Consider the following 24,531-nt stretch of genomic DNA (forward strand, 5'->3'; position numbering starts at 1 on the left):
GTATTCAGGTAAGCCACCATGAATGATCTGCAGCTCGACGAATTCAAGCGCGATGAGAACGCCGCCATGGTCTTGCTCGTCGACGACCAGGCGATGATCGGCGAAGCGGTGCGGCGCGGGCTGTCGAATGAAGAAAACATCGACTTCCACTTCTGCGCCGACCCGCACCAGGCCATCGCCCACGCGGTTCGCATCAAGCCGACGGTGATTCTCCAGGATTTGGTGATGCCTGGCCTCGACGGCCTGAGCCTGGTGCGCGAGTACCGCAATCATCCGGCCACCCGTGATATCCCGATCATCGTCCTGTCCACCAAGGAGGACCCGCTGGTCAAGAGCGCGGCGTTTGCCGCCGGGGCCAACGACTATCTGGTCAAGTTGCCGGACAACATCGAACTGGTGGCGCGCATCCGCTATCACTCGCGTTCCTACATGATGCTGTTGCAGCGCGACGCGGCCTATCGCGCGCTGCGGGTCAGCCAGCAGCAACTGCTCGACACCAACCTGGTGCTGCAACGCCTGATGAACTCCGATGGCCTGACCGGGCTGTCCAATCGCCGGCACTTCGACGAGTACCTGGAGCTGGAATGGCGCAGGGCGATGCGCGACCAGAGTCAATTGTCGCTGCTGATGATCGACGTGGATTACTTCAAGTCCTACAACGACAACTTCGGTCACCTGGAGGGCGACGAGGCCTTGCGCAAGGTCGCCACGGCGATCCGCGAGGCGTGCAGCCGTCCGTCCGACTTGCCGGCCCGCTACGGCGGCGAAGAGTTTGCCTTGGTACTGCCCGGCACCTCGCCTGGCGGCGCCCGGCTGATGGCCGAGAAACTGCGCCAGAACGTCGTCGCCCTGAAAATCCCCCACGCCACGCCCGACGGCGGCGAGAACCTGACCATCAGCATCGGCGTCTCGACCTTTACCCCACAGCAGGGTAGCGATAGCCGGCAATTGATCTCGGCGGCGGACAAGGGGCTGTACGTGGCCAAGCACAGTGGGCGCAATCGGGTGGGGGTTGAATAGATCACCCCTGGGTTGGCTTGGACACCTTTGTGGCGAGGGAGCTTGCTCCCGCTGGGCTGCGCAGCAGCCCCAAAAATGGGCGACTCAACCCATCTGACACACCGAGCCGCCTGGTTTCAGGGTCGCTGCGCAACCCAGCGGGAGCAAGCTCCCTCGCCACGGGGCCCGTGCACTGAAGCTCATTGCCCCTAAAGCCGCCAGGCGGGCTGCCGCTGGCGCTTGATTACGTTATACTCGCCGGCTTTCAAAAGTTCGCCAACGAGTGCTGCCCGCCATGGAAATCAACCCGATCCTTAACACCATCAAGGACCTGTCCGAGCGCTCCGAAACTATTCGGGGGTATCTTTGACTACGATCAAAAGCATGAGCGCCTGACCGAAGTCAATCGCGAGCTTGAAGATCCGAATGTCTGGAACAACCCTTCGTACGCCCAGGAACTGGGCCGCGAGCGTTCCGCGCTGGCGCAGATCGTCGAGACCCTGGATGAACTGTCCAGCGGCCTGGCCGATTGCCGCGACCTGCTGGACATGGCTGTCGAAGAGAACGATGAAGGTGCGGTCGGCGATGTCGTCGCCGAGCTGACACGCCTTGACGAGAACCTCGCCAAGCTGGAATTCCGTCGCATGTTCAGCGGCGAGATGGACATGAACAACGCCTACCTGGACATCCAGGCCGGTTCCGGCGGCACCGAAGCCCAGGACTGGGCCAACATCCTGCTGCGCATGTACCTGCGCTGGGCTGACAAACGCGGTTTCGACGCCACCATCATGGAGCTGTCGGCCGGTGAAGTCGCCGGGATCAAGGGCGCCACCGTGCACATCAAGGGCGAATATGCCTTTGGCTGGCTGCGTACCGAGATCGGCGTGCACCGCCTGGTGCGCAAGAGCCCGTTCGACTCCGGCAACCGTCGCCATACCTCGTTCTCGGCGGTGTTCGTCTCGCCGGAAATCGATGACAACATCGAGATCGAGATCAACCCGGCGGACCTGCGCATCGATACCTACCGCTCCTCCGGGGCCGGTGGCCAGCACGTTAACACCACCGACTCGGCCGTACGGATTACCCACGTACCGACCAACACCGTGGTCAGCTGCCAGAACGAGCGTTCCCAGCACGCCAACAAAGACACCGCGATGAAGATGCTGCGGGCCCGCCTGTACGAGCAGGAAGTGCAGAAGCGCAATGCGGCGTCCCAGGCGCTGGAAGACACCAAGTCGGATATCGGCTGGGGTCACCAGATCCGTTCGTACGTGCTCGATGCCTCGCGGATCAAGGACCTGCGTACCAGCATCGAACGCAGCGATTGCGACAAGGTGCTCGACGGCGATATCGATGAATACCTGATCGCCAGCCTCAAACAAGGGCTGTAACGCGACACCCATGCGGCGGGCAGGCACGCTTCCACCAGGGAGCGCGGCTCGCCCGCAAACTCCGGCCCCGGGGCCGGGGGCAACGAACCTGTGATGGAATCCTTAAAGACATGAGCGACCTAGAACTCGACCCGCAAGCCCTGCAACAGGAAGAAAACTCCCTGATCGCCCTGCGCAAGGAAAAGCTTGCTGCCGAGCGTGCCAAGGGCCAGGCCTTCCCCAACGACTTCCGCCGCGACGCCTACTGCGACGTCTTGCAGAAGACGTACGCGGACAAGACCAAGGAAGAGCTGGCCGAGGCGGCGATTCCAGTCAAGGTGGCCGGTCGCATCATGCTCAATCGCGGTTCGTTCATGGTGATCCAGGACATGACCGGGCGCATCCAGGTCTACGTCAACCGCAAGACCCTGCCGGAAGAAACCCTGGCCGCCGTCAAGACCTGGGACCTGGGTGACATCATTGCCGCCGAAGGTACCCTGGCCCGTTCCGGCAAGGGTGACCTGTACGTCGAAATGACCAGCGTGCGCCTGCTGACCAAGTCCCTGCGCCCACTACCGGACAAGCACCACGGCCTGACCGACACCGAGCAGCGCTATCGCCAGCGCTACGTCGACCTGATCGTCAACGAAGACGTGCGCCAGACGTTCCGCGTGCGCTCGCAAGTCATCGCCCACATCCGCAGCTTCCTGATGAAGCGCGACTTCCTGGAAGTCGAGACGCCGATGCTGCAGACCATCCCCGGTGGCGCGGCGGCCAAGCCGTTCGAAACCCACCACAACGCCCTGGACATGGAAATGTTCCTGCGTATCGCGCCGGAGCTGTACCTCAAGCGCCTGGTTGTCGGCGGCTTCGAGAAAGTCTTCGAGATCAACCGCAACTTCCGTAACGAAGGTGTTTCGACCCGACACAACCCCGAGTTCACCATGCTCGAGTTCTACCAGGCCTACGCCGACTACGAAGACAACATGGACCTCACCGAGGAGCTGTTCCGCGAGCTGGCGCAGCTTGTTCTCGGGACCACCGACGTGCCGTATGGCGACAAGGTGTTCCACTTCGGCGAACCGTTCGTGCGCCTGTCGGTGTTCGACTCGATCCTCAAGTACAACCCCGAGATCAGCGCCGCTGACCTGAACGACATCGACAAGGCCCGTGCCATCGCCAAGAAGGCCGGGGCCAAGGTGCTCGGCTTCGAAGGGCTGGGCAAGCTGCAAGTGATGATTTTCGAAGAGCTGGTCGAGCACAAGCTGGAACAGCCGCACTTCATCACCCAGTACCCGTTCGAAGTGTCGCCGCTGGCCCGTCGTAACGACGAGAACCCTAGCGTGACCGACCGTTTCGAGCTGTTCATCGGTGGCCGCGAGATCGCCAACGCCTACTCCGAGCTCAACGATGCCGAAGACCAGGCCGAGCGCTTCATGGCCCAGGTGGCCGACAAGGACGCCGGCGACGACGAAGCCATGCACTACGATGCCGACTTCGTGCGTGCCCTGGAGTACGGCATGCCGCCGACCGCTGGTGAAGGCATCGGCATCGATCGCCTGGTGATGTTGTTGACCAACTCACCGTCGATCCGGGATGTGATTCTCTTCCCGCACATGCGGCCTCAAGCGTAAGTGTTTCAACTAAAAAGCCGCCTGGAAGGGCGGCTTTTTATTGCCTGTCTGGTACAAACGTATCAATTGGTTACTTTTGAAAAAAAGAGGAAGACCTGTCGTGAATCGTGCAATGGCTTCAGAAGGTGCAGCGGGCGTCGCCACGGCTGTCGCTGAAAGTGTTCAGTACCAGGGCCGCAAGGCCAGCCGACAGGGCAGTGAGCAGCGTCGCCAGGAAATTCTCGACGCGGCCATGCGCATCGTGGTGCGCGATGGCGTGCGAGCCGTACGCCACCGCGCCGTGGCTGCCGAAGCCGGCGTGCCGCTGTCGGCCACCACGTACTATTTCAAGGACATCGATGACCTGCTCACCGACACCTTTGCCCAGTACGTGGAACGCAGTGCGGCATTCATGGCCAAGCTGTGGACCAACAACGAAGGCCTGCTGCGGGAAATGGTCGCCTACGGTGACGGCAGCGCCCAATCACGCTCGCAACTGGCGGACGACATCGCCCGGATGACCGCTGACTATGTACAGCACCAACTGGACAGTCGCCGCGAGTACCTGATGGCCGAACAGGCCTTTCGTCAGGAAGCGCTGCTCAACCCACGCCTGGCGGAGTTGGTGCGTTCCCACCAGCAGATTTTGCTGCACGGCACGTGTCAGTTTTTCCAGGTATTAGGCTCCCGCGAGCCGCAACAGGATGCCAAAGTGTTGACGGCGATTATCGGACGGATGGAATATCAGGGCTTGCTCAATGGCGCCGAGCCGGTAGCCGATGAAGATATGCTCGGTATCCTGACCCGCTACATGCACCTGGTACTGGCGTCGGTGTAACCCCGATGGGTTCACCACAGCCCCTGTGGCGAGGGGATTTATCCCCGCTGGGCTGCAAAGCAGCCCCAAAACCAGCCAACTCGGTACATCTGGCTAACTGAGCTGACTGCAAGGGGGCTGCTTCGCAGCCCAACGGGGATAAATCCCCTCGCCACAGAGGACACAGGCAACCTGTGCCATAGGGAGTTCCAATGAAAGCCTGGCGTGCCGTTGTACTGGCCATGTCGTTGCTGCTGCTCGGTGGCTGCCTGGTGTCCTTCAAGGCGCCGTTGCCGGAGAGCGAAGCGGCGCCCAAGGGCTTGCTCGGTCACTGGACCAGCACCAACGCCTGGGGTGAGCCGTTGAACCTGGAGTTGACCGAGATCGGCAAACACCACTACCAGGCCATCAGCTACTTCAGGGCCAGGCCCCACGAGCGCGAAGCCATCCCGCTAACCGTCTCCCGTCATGGCAGCCGCTGGTACCTGTCGGCCAAGGTGCCGGCACGGTATGGCGGGCATTTCGTGATCGCCGGTTTTGAACTGACCGATAAACAGGAGCTGGTGGTCTACAACCTGGACCTGGAGCAGATTAACCAGGCCATCGACCAGAAACGCCTCAGTGGCCAGCCGAACCCGAGCGAAGAAGGCGACGGCGTGCTGGTGGACAGCGACATGAACAAGGTCTTCAGTTACCTCGACGACCCGGCCAATTCCGATGTGTTCTCGGAGGCCGTGCGTTACCAGCGGCTGCTCAAATCCCAATAAGCAACAACCTAATAACAGCAACAAGCGGACGTTTTTTCACAGGAGTTCCGGGTGGACGATTACCAGCAGACGATACGCACCTTGTCCGATCGCATTGTGCTGGCGCAAACGCCGATTCGCATTCTCGACGCGGTGAAATGGGATGACAGCATCCGTAAGGGATTCCTCAAGGCCAAGGGCAAGGAAATGCCCGCCGTGGACCGCGACTATTACCTCAACCGGCCGTTGTCCTTCGATTCCAGCAAGGTGAAGCTGGAGTTCCAGAACATCGAGCGTGACATCACCCGCCAACTCGGGCAGTTCAACCCGGTCGGCCAGATCATGCGGCGCATGTGCAAGGAATACCGCATGGTGGTGCGCATGCTCGAAGCGCGCGGCACCGAGGATTTCGGGCTGATTTCCCAGGAGCTGTACGGTGCGGCTTCCGATGCGTTCCACGCCGGCGACCCGACCCTGGCAGACCTGGGGTTGATGCTGTCCGACTACCTGAACAACATCGATGGCCGTGGCGACCTGAAGGACGAGCCGAAGATCCTCACCGCCAAGGACGCTGTCAGCTTGCTGCAGCATCGGCTCAACCGGGTGTTCGGCGAAGCCGAGGAAACCATCCGCGTGTTCGAGTCCGATGGCATCGTGGCCGATGCGGCGGCGGGGGCGGACTACATCAAGATCCGCACCGATGCGATGTTCAACGAGCGTGACGTGCGGGCGCTGGAGGTCCACGAAGGGCTGGTGCATGTCGGCACCACCCTCAACGGCCTGAACCAACCGATCTGCACCTTCCTGTCCAAGGGGCCGCCCTCATCCACCGTGACTCAGGAAGGCCTGGCGATCCTGATGGAGATCATCACTTTCGCCTCCTACCCCAGTCGTCTGCGCAAACTCACCAACCGCACCCGCGCCATTCATATGGTGGAGGAGGGGGCCGATTTCCTGCAGATCTTCGAGTTCTTCCGCGAGCAGGGCTTTGAAATGGCTGAAAGCTACGGTAACGCCAGCCGGGTGTTCCGTGGCTCGGTGCCGACCGGGCTGCCATTCACCAAAGACTTGTCCTACCTCAAGGGCTTCATCATGGTTTACAACTACATTCAGTTGGCCGTGCGCAAGGGCAAGCTGGAACAGGTGCCACTACTGTTCTGCGGCAAGACCACGCTTGAGGACATGCGCACGTTGCGGCAACTGGTGGACGAAGGCCTGGTCGTACCGCCCAAGTACCTGCCCGAGCAGTTTCGCGACATGAACGCGCTGTCGGCCTGGATGTGTTTCTCCAACTTCCTGAACCACCTGAGCCTGGATCGGATCGAAGCGGATTATTCCAACATCCTTTGAACACAATGCGATGCGGTTAAAGATGTGGGAGCGAGCCTGCTCGCGATAGCGGTGTTCCAGTCAACATTGATGTTGAATGTCCGACCGCTATCGCGAGCAGGCTCGCTCCCACAGGGGGACTGTTTATAACTTCTGATTTTGCGAGGTTTCACCGGATGCGAACCCTCGGCATCATTTGCCTGCTGCTGGCCCTGAGCGGTTGCAGCTCCCTGCTGTTCTACCCCGAGCGCGGCCTGCCGTTCACCCCGGAGAGGGCCAAGCTCGAGTACCGCGACGTCACCCTGACCACCGCCGACGGTCTCAAGCTGCGTGGTTGGTGGCTGCCGGTCAAACCCGGCGTGGAGGTCAAGGGCACGGTGCTGCATCTGCACGGCAATGGCGGCAACCTGGCCTGGCACCTGGGTGGGAGTTGGTGGTTGCCGGAGCGTGGTTACCAGGTGTTGATGGTCGACTACCGTGGTTACGGCGTGTCCGAAGGCGAGCCGAGCCTGCCGGCGATTTACCAGGACATCGACGCCGCGTTCAAATGGCTCGATCAATCTCCTGATGTCCAAGGCAGGCCACTGGTACTGCTCGGCCAGAGCCTGGGCGGCGCGCTGGCGGTGCATTATCTGGTCGAGCATCCCCAGCGCCAACGGCAGCTCAAGGCCCTGGTGCTCGATGGCGTGCCGGCCAGCTATCGCGACGTCGGGCGTTTCGCCCTGAGCACTTCGTGGCTGACCTGGGCGTTCCAGGTGCCGCTGTCCTGGCTGGTGCCCGACGGTGACAGCGCGATTGCCTCCGTTGCGCAATTGACCGGCGTACCGAAATTGATCTACCACAGCCTGGATGATCCCATCGTGCCTCTTTCCAACGGCATCCGTCTGTATCAAGCTGCGCCGCCGCCGCGGGTCCTGCAACTGACCCGCGGCGGACATGTGCAGACATTCGCCGACCCGGTCTGGCGCACAGTGATGCTGCGTTACCTTGACGACCCCCAGCACTTTGACGGCCTGCGCCGCCTGGGCGAAGTCCCGAATTATCCGAAATCACCCGTTGAATCTTCAGAGAGCCCGCAATGAGCGAAGAACGTAACGCCATCCCCCTGATCATCACCGGTATCTGCAGCATCCTCGGCACCGTCGCGGTGCTCTGGTACTACGGCTACCTGCACTTCGCCAAACCCGAGGACGCGTTGCTGCTCAATGAATTCACCATGCTCAAGACCGTGCCGGGCGAGGACTACAAAGTCGCCCTGGAACCGGCGCCGCAGGTGGCCCAGTGCATCGACGGCGTGCTGGTGTTGTTCGACACCGAACAGAAAGGCCTGACCGGCGTGCTGATCAACGAGAAGAAGCGCGCGGTGCGTTGCATGGGGCAGGAAACGCCACAAAAATTGCAGCCATAAGCAACCCCCCTGTGGGAGCGAGCCTGCTCGCGATGGCGGCAGGTCAGCTGTATAGGTGTTTACTGAACCACCGCTATCGCGAGCAGGCTCGCTCCCACAGGGAATATGGCTGGCTCGAAGAATGTGTGCGGGCATGAAAAAGCCCCGCCTGATTAACTCAGACGGGGCTTTTTTGTTGCACTCAGCCGATCAGTTGGCGCTCATGGTCGAACGCGGGGCCACTGGCTGGTTGTCGTTGGAAATGGTCACTTCCACCCGACGGTTCATGGCACGGCCCGAGACACTGGTGTTGTCGGCCACCGGGAATTCCTTGCCGTAACCCTGGGTCACGATACGGGCCGGATCGACGCCCATTTTCACCAGCGCGAGTTGCACGGAACTGGCGCGGCGTTCGGACAGCGACTGGTTGTAGGAATCCGAACCGGTGCTGTCGGTGTAGCCTTCGATGATCACCTTGCGGTCCGGGTTTTCCTGGAGGAACTGCGCCAGTTTGCTCACATTCGTCATGCCGCTGGCGCGCAGGTCGGACTTGTTGGTGGCGAACAGCACGTCACCGAAGGTCACCAGCGTACCGCGTTCGGTCTGCTTGGCGTTCAGGCTGTCCTGCAATTGCTTGATCTGCGCATTACGCGCATCGAGCAGGGCACGGGCGCGTTCGTCACCGGCGTTTTTCAGCTCGGCTTCGGCGTTGCGCAGGGCGATGGTCTGCTTGGCCACTTCAACGCGTTGGTTGGTCAGGTAGGCCAACTGGTCGACCTTGGCTTCGTCTTCCTTGTCCAGGTAGGCCTTGTCGGCCTTGGCCAGGAAGTCGGCGGCGTCTTTGGTTTCCAATGCGGCCACTTTCGTTGCCGCCGGGTCAGCCTGTAGACCGTTGTAGTTGGTGCGAGCCTGTTCCAGGTTCGCGTTCGGGTCGTGGGAGCAAGCGGCCAGGGCTACGCAGGCAGCGAGCAGGGCGGGCATCATCAAGTGTTTGTGCATCATAGTCTGTCGTCCTTTTATCAATGAGAAGTACGTCGTGGCGTGAACGGTTTACTGAACCTTGTTCATGCCTTCCTGACGCAGTTCCTGAACCCCTTTCTGAGAGTCCTTGAGGGCTTGTTCGGCCTTGGCGGCCTGGGCCTTGCGCTCGGCGACGCGGGCGTCCCACTCGGCCTGTTCGGCCAGACGCTTGGCTTCTGCGTAGTTCTTGTCATGCATGGCGATCTCGGCCTGCTTGAGCTTGTCCTGGGCCGATTTCATTTCCACCGCGGCGAATTCGGTACCGCCGGCGCTGACGGCGCTGTTGACCGCCGATTGGGTCACCGCGTACTGCTCCGAAGGTGGATTGCCAGCACACCCGGCGAGGATGAAGCTGCTACCGATAGCCAGGGCAGCCAACTTCAGGCCGCGCAGGCCAGTGGATGAGGGTTTGGCAGTGCAGGTATTCATAGGCTTCAACTCCATTGGAAAACTCCTGAAAAAACTACAAATCCATGCTGGGACCGAAGCTGTGACGTGTGGGTTGGCGCGGGCGCCAAGGCGCGTTTATTTAAACGACCGTTCCAGTATGGTTACTCGGTGTGACCCGAGGCGTTTTTCAAAAGTTCAGCGAGGATGGCCATTCGCCAAAAGAATTACTGACTGATCGGTCAGCGGCAGAAAAGCTGAACTTTCCAGGCGCGCAGCGGTATTGCGACGCAATGGAAAGAGACACAGCGCCGCAAAATCGCAACCTGGAGGGAAGGAAGTCAGTGTTTGGATTTGTCGTTCTGCGAGGAAAGTTCGTGCAGATGCCGACGGGACAATGCGAGGAACCGTGGCGTCGGGCCCACGTCTTCGTACAGCGGGTCGCCTTCTTCATCGGTGGCGACGACTTGCGAACCCTTGATGTAGGGGAAGCTTGCTTCCAGCTCTTCCAGCGCCGCCCCGATCAGTTCGCCCAGCAGCTCTTCGGGCTGGCGCTTGGGGTACATATCGCAGATCGCCGCCAGCCGTGCGGCGGCTTCCACGTCCAGATGGATCGTGTAGCCGGTCTGGGTCAGGCGGCCCTTGGCGTTTTCTTCCCAATGCTGGGCAAGTTCACGAATTTTCATGATGACCTCAATCAGCCTGCTCGTGGCAGGCGCGGTGAGTGACAAGCCGTTGTGTGGCTTACTCATGAGACTAGCTTCGTTGTGTAAGGTTTAAAGTCCCTTCGTCGCTTGTCATAAGCGACGGGCATCGGCACTCTCTAATGCAAGAGCTGTCCGGACTTTTTTGCTGGAGAAATGCTGATGACCGATATCGATGCCCGCTTGCGCGAGGATGTCCACCTGCTCGGCGAACTGCTGGGCAATACCATCCGCGAACAGTATGGGGACACGTTTCTCGACAAGATCGAGCAGATCCGCAAGGGCGCCAAGGCTGACCGGCGCGGTTCCGTGGATGCCGAGCTCAGCGCCAGCCTCAACCAGTTGAGCGAGGACGAACTGCTGCCGGTGGCGCGGGCGTTCAACCAGTTTCTCAACCTGGCCAACATCGCTGAGCAATATCAACTTATCCATCGTCGCGAAGAGTCACAGCCGCAACCCTTCGAGGCGCGGGTGCTGCCCGAACTGCTTGCAAGGTTGCGAGCCGAGGGCCATGGCGCCGAGGCCCTGGCCCGGCAACTGGGGCGGCTGGAAATCGAATTGGTCCTCACGGCTCACCCGACGGAAGTGGCTCGCCGTACGCTGATCCAGAAGTACGACGCCATCGCTGCGCAATTGGCGGCCCAGGATCACCGCGACCTGACCAGCGCCGAGCGCGCGCAGATCCACGAGCGCCTGCAACGATTGATCGCCGAAGCCTGGCACACCGAAGAAATCCGCCGCACCCGGCCGACTCCGGTGGATGAAGCCAAGTGGGGGTTCGCGGTGATCGAGCATTCGCTGTGGCAGGCCATTCCCAATTACCTGCGCAAGGCCGACCAGGCCCTGCATGCCGCCACCGGGCTGCGCCTGCCACTGGAGGCGGCGCCGATCCGCTTTGCCTCGTGGATGGGCGGCGACCGCGACGGCAACCCGAATGTCACCGCTGCCGTGACCCGCGAGGTGCTGTTGCTGGCGCGCTGGATGGCAGCGGACCTGTACCTGCGCGACGTCGATCAACTGGCGGCCGAGTTGTCGATGCAACATGCCAGCGAGGCCTTGCGTGCCCAGGCTGGCGACAGCGCCGAGCCTTATCGCGCCGTGCTCAAGCAACTGCGTGAGCGCCTGCGCGCCACCCGCAACTGGGCCCACGCCTCCCTGACCGCCGCCACGCCGCCAGGCGCCGATGTGTTGCAGCACAACCGCGAGCTGCTGGACCCGCTGGAGCTGTGCTACCACTCGCTGCACCAATGCGGCATGGGCGTGATAGCCGATGGGCCACTGCTCGATTGCCTGCGCCGGGCGGTGACGTTCGGCTTGTTCCTGGTGCGCCTCGATGTACGCCAGGACTCGACGCGCCATACCGCCGCCATGACGGAAATAACCGACTACCTGGGCCTGGGGCGCTTTGAAGATTGGAACGAGGAGCAGCGCATCAGCTTCTTGCTGGAGGAGCTGAACAACCGGCGTCCGTTGCTGCCGGCCCATTTCAAGCCGTCGGCCGACACCGCGGAAGTGTTGGCGACGTGCCGGGAAGTGGCCGCGGCGCCGGCGGCGTCCCTGGGTTCCTACGTGATCTCCATGGCCGGCGCGGCTTCCGATGTCCTCGCCGTGCAGCTGTTGTTGAAGGAGGCCGGTGTATTGCGGCCGATGCGGGTGGTGCCGTTGTTCGAGACCCTGGCCGACCTGGATAACGCCGGGCCGGTGATCGAGCGCCTGTTGCGGCTGCCCGGCTATCGCTCGCGGCTGCAAGGCCCTCAGGAAGTGATGATCGGCTATTCCGACTCGGCCAAGGATGCCGGGACCACGGCGGCGGCCTGGGCGCAGTATCGGGCCCAGGAACGACTGGTGGACATCTGCCGCGAGCAGCAAGTCGAACTGCTGTTGTTCCACGGTCGTGGCGGCACCGTGGGCCGTGGTGGTGGTCCGGCGCATGCCGCGATCCTGTCCCAGCCACCGGGTTCGGTGGCCGGGCGTTTCCGCACCACCGAGCAAGGCGAAATGATTCGTTTCAAATTCGGCCTGCCGGACATCGCCGAACAGAACCTCAATCTTTACCTCGCCGCGGTGCTTGAAGCGACGCTGCTGCCACCGCCGCCACCCACGCCCCAGTGGCGACACCTGATGGACGAACTGGCGGCCGACGGCGTCAGTGCCTACCGCGCCGTGGTGCGGGAAAATCCGCAATTCGTCGAGTACTTCCGCCAGTCCACGCCGGAACAGGAACTGGGGCGCCTGCCCCTGGGCAGCCGTCCGGCCAAGCGTCGCGCCGGCGGTATCGAAAGCCTGCGGGCGATCCCGTGGATCTTCGGCTGGACCCAAACCCGCCTGATGCTGCCGGCCTGGCTCGGCTGGGAAACCGCGCTGAGCAAGGCCTTGGAGCGCGGCGAAGGTGAATTGCTGGGGCAGATGCGCGAGCAATGGCCGTTCTTCCGTACCCGCATCGATATGTTGGAAATGGTGCTGGCCAAGGCTGACGCCGATATTGCCCGCTCCTACGACGAGCGTCTGGTGGAGCCGGGGCTCCTATCTTTGGGTGCGCATTTACGCGACCTATTGTCGCAGGCCTGTTCCGTGGTCCTGGGGTTGACCGGTCAGTCGCAGCTACTGGCACATAGCCCAGCCACACTGGAATTCATTCGCCTGCGCAACACCTACCTTGACCCGCTGCACCTGTTGCAAGCCGAACTGTTGGCACGCTCGCGGCAACAGGATGGGGCCCAGGGCAGCCCCGTGGAACAGGCGTTGCTGGTGTCTGTGGCGGGGATTGCCGCCGGTTTGCGCAATACCGGCTAAGGTTAGGCAGCGCACCGAAACGGCTCGCCCGGCGTCCCCGGGCGTTGTCCGGTGGGGGAGGGAGCAGGTCGGCCAGGCGACAGTTTGTTGCCCGGTTGCGACTCTCGCTACCCCCTCCGAAGGTCGTATCGGGCGCGGGTTCCTCCGACTTTCGGCGGCTTGTGTGGGTCGGGCCTGCTGTGTATCTTGATCAGCCTTTGGCCGTTTGGGCGGTCACGATCCTGTTTTCCGCGATTGGCCCCACGAGGCGAATCCGAGCGTTTACATAAAAAAATTGAGGAGCACATCGATGCGCGTCATTCTGCTGGGAGCTCCCGGGGCCGGTAAAGGTACTCAGGCAAAGTTCATCACCGAGAAATTCGGTATCCCGCAAATTTCCACTGGCGACATGCTGCGTGCCGCAGTCAAGGCGGGCACCGAGCTGGGCGTCAAGGCCAAGAGCATCATGGATGCCGGCGGCCTCGTGTCGGATGACCTGATCATTGCCCTGGTCAAGGATCGCATCGCTCAGCCCGACTGCGCCAAGGGGTTCCTGTTCGACGGTTTCCCGCGCACCATTCCCCAGGCCGAAGCCCTGGTGACTGCCGGTGTCGAGCTCGATGCGGTGGTTGAAATCGCCGTCGAAGACGAGGAAATCGTCCAGCGTATCGCCGGTCGACGCGTTCATGAGCCTTCCGGTCGTGTTTACCACACCGTCTATAACCCGCCGAAAACCGAAGGCAAGGACGATGTGACGGGTGAAGACCTGGTGCAGCGCAAGGACGACACCGAAGAAACCGTGCGTCATCGCCTGTCGGTCTACCATTCCCAGACCAAGCCGCTGGTGGATTTCTACCAGAAACTGTCGGCTGCCAATGGCAAGCCGAAGTACAGCCATATCGAAGGCGTCGGTTCGGTTGAAGCGATCACTGCCAAGGTGCTTGCAGCCTTGAGCTGAAAAGTCTGATCAGTTGCACTAACTACGGCCCGCTTGCGGGCCGTAGTTGTTTATACTGGCGCACTTTTTTCCACCTGATTTACGGACACATCGATGAGTACCTTGCTGGCCCTGGACACCGCGACTGAAGCTTGCTCCGTTGCCTTGCTGCACGACGGCACGGTCACGAGCCATTACGAGGTGATCCCGCGCCTGCACGCGCAGAAGCTGTTGCCGATGATCCAGCAATTGCTCAGCGATGCCGGGACGACCTTGCAGGCCGTGGACGCGATTGCTTTTGGCCGCGGGCCGGGGGCTTTCACCGGCGTGCGCATCGCCATTGGTGTGGTGCAGGGGTTGGCGTTTGCGTTGGAGCGGCCGGTGTTGCCGGTGTCGAACCTGGCGGTGCTGGCCCAGCGTGCCTTGCGCGAACAGGGAGCGCGCCAAGTCGCGGCGGCCATCGATGCGCGCATGGACGAGGTGTATTGGGGCTGCTATCGCGAAACCGACGGTGAGATGCGCCTGGTCGGTGCTGAGGCAGTACTGCCACCCGAAGCCGCGGCTTTGCCGAGCGGGGCCGACGGTGACTGGTTCGGCGCCGGTACCGGTTGGGGTTATGGCGAGCGGATTGCCGTCAGCCTGACCGGCCAGGACGCCTCGATGCTGCCCCATGCCGAAGACCTGCTAACCCTGGCCCGCTTCGCCTGGGCGCGTGGCGAAGCCATCCGGGCTGACGATGCGCAACCGGTGTACCTGCGGGACAAGGTCGCAACGCCCAAGTCCGAGCGGTAAAAAACCTCACCCCATTCTCAAATGAGCAGCGTTGTGGCGAGGGAGCTTGCTCCCGCTGGGGCGCGAAGCGGCCCTAAAGTCTGATTCACATCTTAATCTTGCCAGACTGAAATCAGTTTTCTGAGGGCTGCTTCGCAGCCCAGCGGGAGCAAGCTCCCTCGCCACAAAAGCATTGGCCTTCCCACAGCGGTGCGCTCGCAAAAGTCATTCGCATCTTCAGAAGTCACGCCTGATATTGCCAGTCGTCACTTTTTCAGCCCGTTTTTAAACCTTTTAGGCTTTATGTGTTCTAGTTATCACTTGCGCATTTGCGCGGCTGCGAAAGTGCCGCTAAATTGCCATCATTGATACCGAGCATTCTGTTATGCGTATAGACGGCGTTTCATCCCAGTCCTACCCCATCAAGCGCAAGCCTCGTGCAGGCAAAATCGCTGAGCAGGAGTCCTTCGATGATATCGATGGCGAACTGGAGTTTCCGTCTGAAGAGCAACTGGCCGCCCGTGCCGCCAAAGCCTCCGCGCAACGCCTGAGCAATCTTCCCGCCCGTCAGCAAGACATGCTTTATCACCGTGCGATGAGCCGCAGTGTCGCCACGGCCCTGGCCAGCTACCTGAGCACCGCCGGTTTCGTCGATTGGGATATGGAAGTGCTGGGACTCGATCTCTACATCTGATGGTATTGCCTTACTACCTGGGCTGCCCCTCCTGGAGCGAAAACGCCTGGCGCGATTATCTTTATCCCCAGGACGCCAAAAGCACCGACTTCCTGAATCTCTATTGCCAAGTGTTCAATGCCGTGGAAGGCAATACGACCTTCTACGCCAGCCCATCAGCGGCCGTCGTGCAGCGGTGGGCAGAAACCATGCCCGAGCACTTTCGCTTCACCGCCAAGTTTCCCGGTGACATCAGCCACAACGGTGATTTGCGTGAGCGCCTGACGGCCACCGAAACCTTCCTGCAACTGCTCAGCCCTTTGGGCGAGCGTGTCTCGCCGTACTGGCTGCAACTGTCCAAGGCCTTTACCCCGAATCGGTTGCCGGAGCTGGCGGGGTTCATCGACGCCTTGCAGCGGCCCTTGGCCGTGGAGGTCCGTCATGATGAGTTCTTCGCCAAGGGCGATGCCGAACGACGTCTCAATCGCCTGTTGCTCGATCGCGGTGTCGAACGCATCTGCCTCGATCCCCGGGCCTTGTTCAGTTGCACTTCGCCCGATCCCGCCGTGCTCCACGCACAATCGAAAAAGCCCCGGGTACCGCCCCGGCCTGCGGCGTTCACCCAATGTCCGCAAGTGCGCTTCATCGGCCATCCGGTGCTGGAAGCCAACGAGCCGTTCCTGACGCCCTGGGTGGAAAAAATCGCCGGGTGGATCGAAGAAGGGCGCACGCCCTATATTTTCCTGCACACCGCCGACAATCTGCTGGCGGCCCGGCTCGCGCAACACTTCCACAGCCGATTGATGCGTCGATTGCCTGGCTTGCCGGCCCTGCCTGAGCTATATAGAGAGCCCGCCGCCGAGCAACTGGGTTTGCTCTGAGGCCACTTCCTCTCTGCTCAGGAGCGAACTCATGGATGCGCAAACCCGTCGAGCCCAGGCGTTCAAGGCCTTGCACGAACGCGAAGGGGCTTTTGTCATTCCCAACCCATGGGATGCCGGTTCGGCCAAAATGCTGGCCAGCCTCGGCTTTGAAGCCCTGGCGACCACCAGTGCCGGCCATGCCTTTTCCTTGGGACGGCCCGATGGTGCACTGGGCCTGGATGACACATTGGCTAACGTGCGAGCGATTGTGGCCGCTACTGATCTGCCGGTGGCCGTCGATCTGGAGAACGGTTTTGCCGATGCGCCCGAGGAGTGTGCGCGTAACTTGCTCCGTGCGGCGAAGGCCGGTGCGGTGGGTGGTTCGATCGAGGATGCCACGGGGCGCGAAGACAGCCCGATCTATTGCTTCGAGCATGCCGTGGCGCGGGTCAAGGCCGCTGCCGACGCCGTACGCGGTTTGCCGTATCCCTTCCTGCTGACGGCCCGGGCGGAAAACTTCCTGCACGGCAATCCGGACCTGGATGACACCATTGGCCGCCTGAAGGCCTTCGCGGACGCGGGGGCCGACGTGTTGTACGCCCCGGGGCTGAGCAGCGCCGAACAAGTACTTGCGGTGGTGCGGGCCGTGGCGCCGAAACCGGTGAACGTGCTGATGTCCGGGGCGCTGGACCTGTCCGTCGCGCAGTTGAGCGAATTGGGCGTCAAGCGCATCAGCGTTGGATCGGCGTTGGCCCTGGCCGCGTATGGTGAGTTCTTCCGCGCCGCCGAGGAAATCCAGCAACAGGGCACGTTCACTTTCACCCGCCGCTCGATGCCGTTCAAGCAGGCCAATCAATTATTCAAGGGTTGATGCCCGAGGCATTGTCGTGCGGTTTTGGAAAGCTCTTGCGGTAGTGGCACTGATTGTTGGTTTCGCAGGGCTGGGGGTATGGCGCGGTTGGGTGGCGCTGCCGCCGCAATGGAATCCCTGGGCGCCCCTGGACGTCAATCTCGCGCCCAACCTGCTGACCCGCTTCAAGCTCATGGCCCTGCGCAACGACCCGCAGCTGTGCGATCAGGCCCTCGCCACCTCGGGGCTGCGCACCGCTCGCCAGGCGGACAGCGGCGCCAATTCGACGTGCCCGCTGACCAACGTGCTGAGGGTGCAGGGCGGTGAGGTGGCGCTGAGCAGCAGTTTCCTCGCCAGTTGCCCGTTGGCGGTGGCGTTCGCGCTGTTCGAGCGCCATGGGTTGCAGCCGGCGGCAATGGCGGTCTACGGGCAGAAAGTGACGCGGGTCGATCACCTGGGCAGTTTCGCCTGCCGCAACATGTACGGGCGTGAGAGCGGCGCGCGCAGCCAGCATGCTACCGCCAGTGCGTTGGACATCGCCGGGTTTCGCCTGGCCGATGGCCGCACGGTCAGCGTGCTCAGGGACTGGCCCAAGGATAATGCCGATGCACGGTTTCTACGCCAGGCCCGCGATGGCGCCTGCGATATGTTCAGTGTGGTCTTGAGTCCGGATTACAACGCGGCGCACCGCAACCATTTTCATCTGGATGTGGGTCCATGGTGGATCTGCCGCTAGTGTCCTGAGCGGGTCAGGCGGCGATACGCAGGTTCTGCAGCACGATCGGGCGTGCCCAGCGGATGTCGAAGTCCAGTTGCTTCTGTTGCGCCACCAATTCCTCTTCCGGGAAGGGCGGGAACGGCTTGTCCAGCAGGTCGAGTTCGAACTCGGCAATCGGCAGGTGCAATGGGCGCGGTTGCGGTGCCGGGCCGGGTTCCGGCAGCGGTTGGCCAGCGGCGAGGACGAGTGGGCGAACCCAGTTGCTCTCGAAGGTCTGCTGTTTTTGCTGGGCAGCGATTTCTTCCTCTGGGAAGGGCGGGAAGGGCTTGTCCAGCAGGTCGAGTTCGAATTCGGCGATGGGCAGGAACAACGGCTCAGGCGGCTTGACCGGTGTTTCGGTCACTTCGCAGGTGCGTTGGCTGACGATGTGCTCCAGCAGCTCAGCGCCGAGGGTCGGTTCAACAGCCTCATCGAGGGCCACTGGCTGGTAGCTGCCAGGCGCCGGTGCGTTATCCCCCAGTTGATCGGCCAGGGCCCGGGCAAAAAAGTCCTGCCACAGGTGACTGACGCCGCTCAGGGCTTGGGTGTTACGCAGGCTGTAATCGCCGTAAGGGGAGATAACGCCTATCGATGTGGATTGAATGTCTGACATTTTTCTCGGTCGACGCTCAGCTCTGGCAAAATGCCGTTCACCTTTGTTATCGGCCATTTTTGCCGATCATTAATTTTTTGAGCGTGTTTTTCATGAGTGAGCAACCTGTGGCCTGCCGCATCCATGTCGAAGCCCTGGCCCCGGCCTTCCAGCCGCAGGCCGAGCGTTGGGCGCAGCGGCTTGGCCTGCCTTTGCAGGTGGGCGATGGCGAGTTTGCCTTGCAGGTCGGCGAGCAGGGCCTGCAACTGCAGCAACTGGGCCCGGACGCGCCAGGACCGGTGCGGGTGGACTTCGTCGAGGGCGGGGCGGCTCATCGTCGGTTGTACGGCGGTGGCAGTGGTCAGATGATCGCCAAGGCCGTCGGGGTCGCCCAGGGTGTGCGCCCGCGGGTGCTGGATGCCACGGCCGGGTTGGGCAAGGACGCGTTCGTGCTGGCCAGCCTGGGCTGCGAAATGAGCCTGATCGAGCGTCAACCGCTGATCGGGGCCCTGCTGGAGGATGGCCTGGCCCGTGGGGCGGAAGACTTCGACGTGGCGCCGATCGTGGCGCGCATGCGTTTGCTCCAGGGCAACTCCATCGAAGTGATGCGCAACTGGGAAGGCGAACCGCCCCAGGTGATCTACCTGGACCCGATGTTTCCCCATCGTGAGAAAACCGCCCTGGTGAAGAAGGAAATGCGCCTGTTCCGGCCCCTGGTGGGCGATGACCCGGACGCCCCGGCGCTGCTCGCCGCGGCCCTGGCGCTGGCGACTCACCGGGTGGTGGTCAAGCGTCCGCGCAAGGCCCCGTGCATCGAAGGGCCGAAGCCGAGCCATGGGCTTGATGGCAAGTCCAGTCGCTACGACATCTACCCGAAGAAAGCGCTCAAGGCCTGAGACCGCGGCGCCTGCATCGCGAGCAGGCTCGCTCCCACAGGAATCGCTGGTGAACACAGACTCTGTGAGCCTTCTCGATCAAACTGTGGGAGCGAGCCTGCTCGCGATGAGGCCCTCCCAGCTAGCGAAGGGCCATTGGTCGAGCTAAGGCCGATAAGCCCGCATAAACAACCCCACCACTTCCTGCACATGACTCTCGGCCGCTTCAGGCTCCAGTGGCGCGCCGCAGCCATACAATAGGCGAAAGTTCGCCGCGCCCTTGATCAGACAGAAGAAATGCTCGGCGGCATTGCGCGGTTTGTCGATGCTCAGGGCGCCGCTCTGGTTGACCTTGGTCAACAGACGTTCCATGCCTGAGAGCATCCGCTGCGGGCCGGCTTCGTAGAAAATCGCCGAGAGTTTCGGATCCTGGCTACCCAGGGCCATGATCACCCGATGCAGGTTCACCGATTCCTCGCTGCTGACGAGCTGGTGAAAACCACGGGCAATGTTCAGCAACACGTGTTCGATCAGAACGCCGTCCGGCCATTCGAAAAACAGCGGCGGCACCTGTTCTTCGCACTTGGCGATCACGGCAGCGGAAAACAACGTTTCCTTGTCGGTGAAGTGGCTGTAGACGGTCAGCTTCGACACGCCCGCCTCGGTGGCGACGGCATCCATGCTGGTGCTGGCGTAACCCATGCTCACGAACAGGCGTTTCGCTGCGTCGAGAATGGCCTGGCGCTTGGCCAGATCCTTCGGGCGACCGGGGCCGCTGGGGGGGGAAAGATTGTTCGACATTTCTTCGCTTTAATACTGGACTGGTGAGTTTGCTATTAATAACATACTCGTCAGTATAATTATTCCAAGCACCATTAGCGAAAGGTCACTCGCCATGTTCCGCTATGCCCTGCCCCTCGCCGTGCCAGTCACCCTGGCTTTTTTATTGTCTGCGTGCGGTCATGACGAGCCGGTGCCCGTCGCCGTGCGCCCTGCCATGGTGGTCAAGCCCGAGCCGTCGGCCCAGGCGATGGACAGTTACCCTGGCGAAGTGCGGGCCCGATTCGAGCCCGACCTGGCCTTTCGCATTGGCGGCAAGGTGAGCCGACGGCTGGTCGAAGAGGGGCAGCGGGTCAAGGCCAATCAACCGCTGGCCGAACTCGATCCCGAGGATGTGCGCCTGCAACTGGAAGCGACCCGTGCCCAGGTCGCCGCCGCCGAGGCCAACCTGAACCTGGTCCGCGCCGAGCGTGATCGCTACAAGACCTTGATGGAGCGGCAGATGGTCAGCCGTTCCCAGTACGACAACGCCGAAAACCTTTATCGCTCAGGCACTGCGCGGCTCAAGCAGATCAAGGCCGAGTTCGATGTCGCCAACAACCAGGCCAGTTATTCGGTGCTGCGTGCGCCCCAGGATGGCGTGGTCGCCCGGCGTTCGGTGGAGGTTGGGCAGGTGGTGTCGGCCGGGCAAACCGTCTTCACCCTGGCCACCGATGGCGAGCGTGAAGTGTTGATCAGCCTCCCGGAACAGGGGTTTGGCCGGTTCAAGATCGGCCAGCCGGTTTCGGTCGAACTGTGGAGCCAGCCCAACCAGCGTTTCAGCGGACGCATTCGCGAACTGTCGCCGGCCGCCGACCCCAGGTCCCGTACCTTCGCCGCCCGGGTGGCCTTCACTGCCGGCAGTGTTCCGGCCGAGCTGGGCCAGAGTGCCCGGGTATTTATCCAGACCGCCGACAAGGTGCCGCTGTCGGTGCCGTTGTCGGCCCTGACGGCTGAAAATGGCGCGACCTATGTCTGGGTCGTCAACGCCGACAACACTCTGAAAAAGGTCCCGGTCCGAGTCGGCGCCTTCGGCGAAAAGACCGTTCCGGTGCTTGAAGGCCTCAGCCCCGATGACTGGGTGGTGGCGGCCGGCGTGCATGTGCTCCTCGACGGCCAGCAGGTGCGGCCGGTGGATCGCTCCAACCGCGTGGTCAACCTGACGGCGAAGGAGTAATCCACGATGGGTTTCAATCTTTCCGAATGGGCGCTGCGCAACCGCCAGATCGTACTGTTCCTGATGCTGTTGCTGGCCATCGTTGGCGCGCTTTCCTACACCAAGCTCGGCCAGAGCGAAGACCCGCCGTTCACTTTCAAAGCCATGGTGATCCGTACCAACTGGCCGGGCGCCACGGCCGAGGAAGTCTCGCGCCAGGTCACTGAGCGCATCGAAAAGAAGCTGATGGAAACCGGCGATTACGAACGGATCGTTTCGTTCTCCCGGCCGGGGGAGTCCCAAGTGACTTTCATGGCGCGCGACTCCCTGCATTCGGCGCAGATCCCGGAGCTGTGGTACCAGATCCGCAAGAAGATCAGTGACATCCGCCATACCTTGCCGCCGGGTATCCAGGGGCCATTTTTCAACGATGAGTTCGGGACTACCTTCGGCAATATCTACGCCTTGACCGGCGATGGTTTCGACTACGCCGTGCTCAAGGACTACGCCGATCGCATCCAGATCCAGCTGCAGCGGGTCAAGGACGTGGGCAAGGTCGAGCTGATCGGTTTGCAGGACGAGAAGATCTGGATCGAGCTGTCGAACGTGAAGCTGGCGACCCTTGGCCTGCCCTTGGCGGCGGTACAGCAGGCCCTGGAGGAGCAGAATGCGGTATCGACCGCGGGCTTCTTCGAAACCGACAGCGAGCGATTGCAGCTACGGGTTTCGGGGAATTTCCAGAGCGTGGAAGAGATCCGCAACTTCCCGATCCGGGTCGCCGGTCGTACGTTCCGTATCAGTGATGTGGCGGATGTGCGCCGTGGTTTCAACGACCCACCGGCGCCACGCATGCGTTTCATGGGCGAAGACGCCATCGGCCTGGCCGTGGCGATGAAGGATGGTGGTGACATCCTGGTCCTGGGCAAGGCCCTTGAGGTCGATTTTGCCCGTATCCAGGATACGCTCCCGGCCGGCATGCAATTGCGCAAGGTGTCGGACCAGCCGGCGGCGGTGAAGACCGGGGTCGGTGAGTTCGTCCAGGTGCTGGTGGAAGCGCTGACGATTGTATTGCTGGTGAGCTTCTTCTCCTTGGGCCTGCGCACCGGGATGGTGGTGGCCCTGGCGATTCCGCTGGTGCTGGCGATGACCTTCGCGGCGATGTATTACCTGGGGATCGGCCTGCACAAGATTTCCCTCGGCGCGCTGGTACTGGCGCTGGGGCTGCTGGTGGACGATGCGATCATCGCGGTGGAGATGATGGCGATCAAGATGGAGCAGGGCTTCGACCGGATCAAGGCCGCCAGTTTTGCGTGGACCAGCACGGCGTTCCCGATGCTCACCGGTACGTTGATCACGGCGGCGGGGTTCTTGCCGATCGCCACCGCGCAATCGGGCACCGGCGAGTACACCCGTTCGATTTTCCAGGTCGTGACCTTGGCATTGCTGGCGTCCTGGGTGGCTGCCGTGGTGTTTGTGCCGTACCTGGGGGAAAAACTCCTGCCGGACCTGGCGAAAATTCACGCGGCCAAACATGGCACGGCTGACGGCCAGACCGACCCTTACGGCACGCCGTTTTATCAGCGTGTCCGGCGGATGGTGGAGTGGTGCGTGCGTCGTCGCAAAACCGTCCTCACCCTGACCGTGCTGTTGTTCGTGGGCTCGGTGGTGTTGTTCCGTTTCGTGCCGCAGCAATTCTTCCCGGCGTCGGGACGGCTGGAGTTGATGGTGGACCTGAAACTGCAGGAAGGTGCCTCCCTGAGCAACACCGCCGAGCAGGTCAAGCGCCTTGAAGCGCTGCTCAAGGACCACGCCGGCATCGACAATTACGTGGCTTATGTCGGCACCGGTTCACCGCGCTTCTACCTGCCGCTGGATCAACAACTGCCAGCGTCCAGCTTCGCCCAGTTCGTGGTGCTGGCCAAGACCATCGAAGATCGCGAGCCGTTGCGCAGTTGGCTGATCACTACCCTGAACGAACAGTTCCCGACCCTGCGCTCGCGGGTCACACGCCTGGAAAACGGCCCGCCGGTCGGCTACCCGGTGCAGTTCCGCGTTACTGGTGAACACATCGAAGTGGTCCGGGCCCTGGCACGCAAAGTGGCGACGAAAGTTCGAGAAAACCCTTACGTGGCCAATGTGCATCTGGACTGGGAAGAGCCGAGCAAGGTGGTGTACCTGAACGTCGACCAGGACCGTGCCCGGGCCCTGGGTGTCAGCACCGCCAATCTGGCGAGTTTCCTGCGCAGCTCCCTCACGGGCTCCAGCGTCAGCCAGTATCGCGAAGACAATGAGCTGATCGAAATCCTGCTGCGCGGCACGGTGCATGAGCGCACCGAATTGTCATTGCTGTCGAGCCTGGCGGTGCCGACCGACAACGGCAGGAGCGTTGCCCTGTCGCAGATCGCGACCTTGGAATACGGTTTCGAAGAGGGGGTGATCTGGCACCGCAACCGTCTGCCGAGCGTGACCGTACGGGCCGATATCTATGGCAAGGAGCAACCGGCGACCCTGGTGCAGCAGATCTTCCCGACCCTGGACCCGATTCGTGCCGAACTGCCGTCCGGTTACTTGCTCGAGGTGGGCGGTACAGTAGAGGATTCGGCTCGCGGCCAGAAATCGGTGAATGCCGGTGTGCCGCTGTTCATCGTGGTGGTGTTGACGTTGCTGATGCTGCAGCTGCGCAGCTTCTCGCGCACGGCCATGGTGTTTCTCACCGCGCCCTTGGGGCTGATCGGCGTCACCCTGTTCCTGCTGGTGTTCCGCCAGCCGTTCGGTTTCGTCGCCATGCTCGGCACTATCGCGCTGTCGGGGATGATCATGCGCAACTCGGTGATCCTGGTGGACCAGATCGAACAGGACATCAAGGCGGGGCTGTCGCCCTGGCAGGCGATCATCGAAGCGACGGTCCGCCGCTTCCGCCCGATCGTACTCACCGCGCTGGCGGCGGTGCTGGCCATGATCCCGCTGTCGCGCAGCCTGTTCTTCGGGCCGATGGCCGTGGCAATCATGGGGGGCTTGATCGTGGCGACGGCGTTGACGCTGTTGTTCCTGCCGGCGTTGTATGCGGCGTGGTTCAGGGTCAAGAAGACTTGAC

The 24,531-nt window shown here is 62.0% G+C and carries 23 protein-coding genes; 18 read left to right on the plus strand and 5 right to left on the minus strand.

All coding sequences use genetic code 11. From position 1 onward, the window contains the following. Nucleotides 1–18 precede the first annotated feature (18 nt). The 8 genes from PSH86_RS05475 to PSH86_RS05510 all read left to right on the plus strand — a co-directional run bounded on the left by PSH86_RS05475 (nucleotide 19) and on the right by PSH86_RS05510 (nucleotide 8,282). Complete coding sequence (locus PSH86_RS05475) at nucleotides 19–1,020, plus strand: diguanylate cyclase domain-containing protein (RefSeq protein ID WP_109753674.1); 1,002 nt, start codon at nucleotides 19–21, stop codon at nucleotides 1,018–1,020. Nucleotides 1,021–1,294: 274 nt separating this feature from the next. Then, nucleotides 1,295–2,390, plus strand: a protein-coding gene (prfB, locus tag PSH86_RS05480; RefSeq protein ID WP_095963568.1) for a peptide chain release factor 2 whose coding sequence is annotated in 2 segments (ribosomal slippage) — nucleotides 1,295–1,366 and nucleotides 1,368–2,390 — 1,095 coding nt in all. Because the reading frame shifts where the segments join, the coding sequence is not laid out codon by codon here. A gap of 110 nt (nucleotides 2,391–2,500) precedes the next feature. After that, on the plus strand, nucleotides 2,501–4,003 hold the full coding sequence (lysS, locus tag PSH86_RS05485) for a lysine--tRNA ligase (RefSeq protein WP_109753675.1): 1,503 nt from the start codon (nucleotides 2,501–2,503) through the stop codon (nucleotides 4,001–4,003). 100 nt (nucleotides 4,004–4,103) lie between these two features. Then, nucleotides 4,104–4,820, plus strand: a complete 717-nt coding sequence (locus PSH86_RS05490) for a TetR/AcrR family transcriptional regulator (RefSeq protein WP_109753676.1) — start codon at nucleotides 4,104–4,106, stop codon at nucleotides 4,818–4,820. A 191-nt stretch (nucleotides 4,821–5,011) separates the two neighbouring features. Beyond that, complete coding sequence (locus tag PSH86_RS05495) at nucleotides 5,012–5,566, plus strand: hypothetical protein (RefSeq protein WP_305488390.1); 555 nt, start codon at nucleotides 5,012–5,014, stop codon at nucleotides 5,564–5,566. A gap of 51 nt (nucleotides 5,567–5,617) precedes the next feature. After that, entirely contained in the window at nucleotides 5,618–6,895 is a 1,278-nt protein-coding gene (locus PSH86_RS05500) for a flavohemoglobin expression-modulating QEGLA motif protein (protein WP_109753678.1), read from the plus strand. A gap of 155 nt (nucleotides 6,896–7,050) precedes the next feature. Continuing rightward, complete coding sequence (locus PSH86_RS05505) at nucleotides 7,051–7,956, plus strand: alpha/beta hydrolase (RefSeq protein WP_109753679.1); 906 nt, start codon at nucleotides 7,051–7,053, stop codon at nucleotides 7,954–7,956. After that, complete coding sequence (locus PSH86_RS05510; RefSeq protein WP_045155163.1) at nucleotides 7,953–8,282, plus strand: hypothetical protein; 330 nt, start codon at nucleotides 7,953–7,955, stop codon at nucleotides 8,280–8,282. The genes PSH86_RS05505 and PSH86_RS05510 overlap by 4 nt, the downstream gene beginning before the upstream one ends. A gap of 189 nt (nucleotides 8,283–8,471) precedes the next feature. On the opposite strand, the gene PSH86_RS05515 is transcribed toward PSH86_RS05510, so the two are convergent. The 3 genes from PSH86_RS05515 to PSH86_RS05525 all read right to left on the minus strand — a co-directional run bounded on the left by PSH86_RS05515 (nucleotide 8,472) and on the right by PSH86_RS05525 (nucleotide 10,354). After that, a complete protein-coding gene (locus PSH86_RS05515; protein ID WP_109753723.1) occupies nucleotides 8,472–9,260 on the minus strand; it encodes an OmpA family protein in 789 nt (262 codons plus the stop codon). Between the two features lie 51 nt (nucleotides 9,261–9,311). Next, nucleotides 9,312–9,725: a DUF4398 domain-containing protein gene (locus PSH86_RS05520; protein ID WP_109753680.1), complete on the minus strand. Its 414-nt coding sequence runs from the start codon at nucleotides 9,723–9,725 to the stop codon at nucleotides 9,312–9,314. Between the two features lie 284 nt (nucleotides 9,726–10,009). Beyond that, nucleotides 10,010–10,354: a hypothetical protein gene (locus tag PSH86_RS05525; RefSeq protein WP_003198166.1), complete on the minus strand. Its 345-nt coding sequence runs from the start codon at nucleotides 10,352–10,354 to the stop codon at nucleotides 10,010–10,012. 180 nt (nucleotides 10,355–10,534) lie between these two features. On the opposite strand from PSH86_RS05525, the gene ppc reads away from it, so the two are divergent. The 7 genes from ppc to PSH86_RS05560 all read left to right on the plus strand — a co-directional run bounded on the left by ppc (nucleotide 10,535) and on the right by PSH86_RS05560 (nucleotide 17,974). Beyond that, entirely contained in the window at nucleotides 10,535–13,165 is a 2,631-nt protein-coding gene (gene ppc, locus PSH86_RS05530; protein WP_305488399.1) for a phosphoenolpyruvate carboxylase, read from the plus strand. 289 nt (nucleotides 13,166–13,454) lie between these two features. Then, on the plus strand, nucleotides 13,455–14,102 hold the full coding sequence (gene adk, locus PSH86_RS05535) for an adenylate kinase (protein WP_109753681.1): 648 nt from the start codon (nucleotides 13,455–13,457) through the stop codon (nucleotides 14,100–14,102). 93 nt (nucleotides 14,103–14,195) lie between these two features. Beyond that, a complete protein-coding gene (tsaB, locus tag PSH86_RS05540; protein WP_109753682.1) occupies nucleotides 14,196–14,873 on the plus strand; it encodes a tRNA (adenosine(37)-N6)-threonylcarbamoyltransferase complex dimerization subunit type 1 TsaB in 678 nt (225 codons plus the stop codon). A 364-nt stretch (nucleotides 14,874–15,237) separates the two neighbouring features. Next, nucleotides 15,238–15,546 carry a hypothetical protein gene (locus PSH86_RS05545; protein ID WP_109753683.1) on the plus strand — a complete coding sequence of 103 codons (309 nt, stop codon included), beginning with the start codon at nucleotides 15,238–15,240 and terminating at the stop codon, nucleotides 15,544–15,546. After that, nucleotides 15,546–16,406, plus strand: coding sequence for a DUF72 domain-containing protein (locus PSH86_RS05550; RefSeq protein WP_109753684.1), 861 nt, complete (start codon nucleotides 15,546–15,548; stop codon nucleotides 16,404–16,406). The genes PSH86_RS05545 and PSH86_RS05550 overlap by 1 nt, the downstream gene beginning before the upstream one ends. Before the next feature lie 31 nt (nucleotides 16,407–16,437). Continuing rightward, complete coding sequence (locus tag PSH86_RS05555) at nucleotides 16,438–17,259, plus strand: oxaloacetate decarboxylase (protein ID WP_109753685.1); 822 nt, start codon at nucleotides 16,438–16,440, stop codon at nucleotides 17,257–17,259. 16 nt (nucleotides 17,260–17,275) lie between these two features. Then, the gene (locus PSH86_RS05560; protein ID WP_176688560.1) at nucleotides 17,276–17,974 is read left to right on the plus strand and encodes an extensin family protein; all 699 of its coding nucleotides are present in this window, start codon (nucleotides 17,276–17,278) and stop codon (nucleotides 17,972–17,974) included. Nucleotides 17,975–17,987: 13 nt separating this feature from the next. Here the strand turns inward: PSH86_RS05560 and PSH86_RS05565 are convergent, their stop codons facing one another. Then, nucleotides 17,988–18,608 (minus strand): energy transducer TonB, encoded by a 621-nt coding sequence (locus tag PSH86_RS05565; RefSeq protein WP_109753687.1) that lies wholly within the window; start codon nucleotides 18,606–18,608, stop codon nucleotides 17,988–17,990. Between the two features lie 92 nt (nucleotides 18,609–18,700). Between PSH86_RS05565 and PSH86_RS05570 the strand changes: the two genes are divergently transcribed. After that, the gene (locus PSH86_RS05570) at nucleotides 18,701–19,483 is read left to right on the plus strand and encodes a class I SAM-dependent methyltransferase (RefSeq protein ID WP_305488406.1); all 783 of its coding nucleotides are present in this window, start codon (nucleotides 18,701–18,703) and stop codon (nucleotides 19,481–19,483) included. A gap of 144 nt (nucleotides 19,484–19,627) precedes the next feature. Here the strand turns inward: PSH86_RS05570 and PSH86_RS05575 are convergent, their stop codons facing one another. Continuing rightward, nucleotides 19,628–20,263 carry a TetR/AcrR family transcriptional regulator gene (locus tag PSH86_RS05575; protein WP_163855185.1) on the minus strand — a complete coding sequence of 212 codons (636 nt, stop codon included), beginning with the start codon at nucleotides 20,261–20,263 and terminating at the stop codon, nucleotides 19,628–19,630. A gap of 94 nt (nucleotides 20,264–20,357) precedes the next feature. On the opposite strand from PSH86_RS05575, the gene PSH86_RS05580 reads away from it, so the two are divergent. Further along, nucleotides 20,358–21,458 (plus strand): efflux RND transporter periplasmic adaptor subunit, encoded by a 1,101-nt coding sequence (locus PSH86_RS05580; RefSeq protein WP_109753690.1) that lies wholly within the window; start codon nucleotides 20,358–20,360, stop codon nucleotides 21,456–21,458. Between the two features lie 6 nt (nucleotides 21,459–21,464). After that, nucleotides 21,465–24,530, plus strand: coding sequence for an efflux RND transporter permease subunit (locus PSH86_RS05585; protein WP_305488411.1), 3,066 nt, complete (start codon nucleotides 21,465–21,467; stop codon nucleotides 24,528–24,530). The last annotated feature ends 1 nt before the right edge of the window (nucleotide 24,531 follow it).

The sequence above is a fragment of the Pseudomonas sp. FP2300 genome (genome assembly GCF_030687595.1).
GTDB classification, from domain to species: Bacteria; Pseudomonadota; Gammaproteobacteria; order Pseudomonadales; family Pseudomonadaceae; genus Aquipseudomonas; species Aquipseudomonas bijieensis.

Coding starts and splice junctions, on each gene's coding strand:
- PSH86_RS05475 (WP_109753674.1), top strand. CDS start 19: ATGAATGATCTGCAGCTCGACGAATTCAAGCGCGATGAGAACGCCGCC.
- lysS (WP_109753675.1), top strand. CDS start 2,501: ATGAGCGACCTAGAACTCGACCCGCAAGCCCTGCAACAGGAAGAAAAC.
- PSH86_RS05495 (WP_305488390.1), top strand. CDS start 5,012: ATGAAAGCCTGGCGTGCCGTTGTACTGGCCATGTCGTTGCTGCTGCTC.
- PSH86_RS05505 (WP_109753679.1), top strand. CDS start 7,051: ATGCGAACCCTCGGCATCATTTGCCTGCTGCTGGCCCTGAGCGGTTGC.
- PSH86_RS05510 (WP_045155163.1), top strand. CDS start 7,953: ATGAGCGAAGAACGTAACGCCATCCCCCTGATCATCACCGGTATCTGC.
- PSH86_RS05515 (WP_109753723.1), bottom strand. CDS start 9,260: ATGCACAAACACTTGATGATGCCCGCCCTGCTCGCTGCCTGCGTAGCC.
- PSH86_RS05520 (WP_109753680.1), bottom strand. CDS start 9,725: ATGGAGTTGAAGCCTATGAATACCTGCACTGCCAAACCCTCATCCACT.
- PSH86_RS05525 (WP_003198166.1), bottom strand. CDS start 10,354: ATGAAAATTCGTGAACTTGCCCAGCATTGGGAAGAAAACGCCAAGGGC.
- ppc (WP_305488399.1), top strand. CDS start 10,535: ATGACCGATATCGATGCCCGCTTGCGCGAGGATGTCCACCTGCTCGGC.
- adk (WP_109753681.1), top strand. CDS start 13,455: ATGCGCGTCATTCTGCTGGGAGCTCCCGGGGCCGGTAAAGGTACTCAG.
- tsaB (WP_109753682.1), top strand. CDS start 14,196: ATGAGTACCTTGCTGGCCCTGGACACCGCGACTGAAGCTTGCTCCGTT.
- PSH86_RS05545 (WP_109753683.1), top strand. CDS start 15,238: ATGCGTATAGACGGCGTTTCATCCCAGTCCTACCCCATCAAGCGCAAG.
- PSH86_RS05550 (WP_109753684.1), top strand. CDS start 15,546: ATGGTATTGCCTTACTACCTGGGCTGCCCCTCCTGGAGCGAAAACGCC.
- PSH86_RS05555 (WP_109753685.1), top strand. CDS start 16,438: ATGGATGCGCAAACCCGTCGAGCCCAGGCGTTCAAGGCCTTGCACGAA.
- PSH86_RS05565 (WP_109753687.1), bottom strand. CDS start 18,608: ATGTCAGACATTCAATCCACATCGATAGGCGTTATCTCCCCTTACGGC.
- PSH86_RS05570 (WP_305488406.1), top strand. CDS start 18,701: ATGAGTGAGCAACCTGTGGCCTGCCGCATCCATGTCGAAGCCCTGGCC.
- PSH86_RS05575 (WP_163855185.1), bottom strand. CDS start 20,263: ATGTCGAACAATCTTTCCCCCCCCAGCGGCCCCGGTCGCCCGAAGGAT.
- PSH86_RS05580 (WP_109753690.1), top strand. CDS start 20,358: ATGTTCCGCTATGCCCTGCCCCTCGCCGTGCCAGTCACCCTGGCTTTT.
- PSH86_RS05585 (WP_305488411.1), top strand. CDS start 21,465: ATGGGTTTCAATCTTTCCGAATGGGCGCTGCGCAACCGCCAGATCGTA.